The organism is Microbacterium sp. R1 (genome assembly GCF_015159725.1).
In the GTDB taxonomy this organism is placed as follows: Bacteria; Actinomycetota; Actinomycetes; order Actinomycetales; family Microbacteriaceae; genus Microbacterium; species Microbacterium oxydans.
Genome location: NZ_JADDUD010000009.1, coordinates 1 through 1,918 on the forward strand (window position 1 = coordinate 1; position 1,918 = coordinate 1,918).

Annotated in this window: 2 pseudogenes; both read left to right on the top strand. The window is 59.8% G+C overall.

Annotation, left to right across the window (positions count from 1 at the left end):
- Positions 1–241: pseudogene (locus ILP86_RS19445) on the top strand (hypothetical protein); the annotation flags it as partial.
- Between the two features lie 1,441 nt (positions 242–1,682).
- Positions 1,683–1,918 (top strand): annotated as a pseudogene (locus ILP86_RS19730) (hypothetical protein); the annotation flags it as partial.

The window sequence follows — 1,918 nt, forward strand, 5'->3', positions numbered from 1 at the left end:
GCGGATCGCCGCCGCCCTGCGTTCGGGCGGCTACGGCATCCCCGCCGTTTCGCGGATCATCGACGAGGTGCGCGCGCACGGTGACACCGCGCAGGTGCAGCGCATCCTCACGGAGCGATTGGGCGACCTCACGCGCCGCAGCGTCACGCTTCTCGCGGCGGCGGGCCATCTGCACGCCCTACTGACGGAACACCTCGCGGGGGCCGGATCGGACGGACCATCCTTCACGTCCGAGCGCTGATGTCAGATTAGCCAGCGGCCACGGGCTCGCGACATGATCACGCGCGTGGCTGACTGCTCCCATCGACACCGTGATCGCGGACTCACTCCAGTCGGACGCTGCGGGGTCGGACGAAGTCAGTGTGCCGAGTGCATCAGGCTGGCTTCGATCGATGGACGGAGCAGCCAAGAGACCTTAGTCGGTTGGCAGGGCTTTGTCTGTCGGCCGAACGTCCTACAGACACGGAGCTTGCGGGTGGGCGAAGCTATAGCTTCCAGTTACTCAGGGAGATAGCTCATGACGAAGAAGTTCTTGACAGTATCGTCACGCGGGGCGAAGGCGCTGATAGCCGAGGACGGCCACCAGGTCGAAAGTGATACATTTCATTTATGATGGTGTGGATCGTGTACTTGGAAGAAACTCCTGGTTTCATCGGCGTCTTTGACGTCGAAAGCGACGCGTACGAATTCCAGGAAAAGTATGCGGCTGATAGCGGACTCTCAGTTCTGCTTACCCCCGTCTCTGTGCCTTATCGGGTCGCGGGAACAGATGGGCCTCTTTATTCGCAGTAGACGCTACGACTCCCCTACCGCGCGTCAAGCGGCTCGAGTGTCTAGCGGAAGTTTTAGTTGACTAGAAATAGGTATTCAAAGATGAGACACCGTCACCACCACAAATTCGGTTTTATTTTCGCTGGATCATTGATCCTCGGGATCGTAGCAGCCGGCGGCAGCCCGGCTTACGCGGCATCATCAGGGAACGACGCGCCCGACCTCCCGCCACTCACAGCGGTGAGCTCGGCGGACGTTCCCGACGAGTACCTCGTCTACCCGGATGGAACACCGCTTCCTGCCGATGCGGTGGTGATGACGGACGCGGAGATGGATGCACTTGGGTCGGACACGAGCATCGGCGCTCCTGAATCGACGCCAGGTGCGACCACGAGAGCGACGGTAGTAGGAAATTGTCATTTTGCGGTGGGACAAATGTGGAAGAGATCATCCGGACAAGGGTTCCCCTCCGGTTCAGTGGGCGCGAAGCCAGCAATCTCTAGTTGTTGGGGAGCCGTCACCAAGACGTACATCAGGTCAATCGTTTTCATGCATAACGGGTGGCTCTGGGTTCCCGTTACTGAAGCCTTCGAGAGTTTTGGCACGTGGAACATGGTGCAAAAAAGTGTCCAGTACAAATGCAATGGGACCGGGCAGCACACGTTCCGCGTTGTCTCGTATTTCAAAGCCTCTGGGGCCAAGGATGTCACCGCTGCGTCAGCTCAGCTCAGCTCCGGCGATTACAAGCTCCAGTGCGGCTAAAGAACTGTCTGATCTCATGACGCGGTGAGCAATCGCTGCACTGAACCGCGAGCTGGCCCGTCACCCTCGAACCCGTCACCGTCATCTCGGACTACGAACGACGACTGCTCTCGAACAACACGCTCGTCCACGCACTCGAGTCCGCATCGGTGGAAGTCGAGCGAGGCAATTCGTTTCGGCTGAACGTCGACACGTCGCCGCTGACCAGCAATACGAACAAGGACCACGTTCGCACGTGGTCCTTCTTCGTATTGCTGAGCGATCCAACGCTGCGAACAAGCGAGATCGGCTACTCGACGCAGCAGGTGCGCGACCTCGAGCGACTCGGTGTGCTCCCCGCCGCGGAGCGCGGTGCGAACGGGTACCGGCGGTATCGGATGCCGCA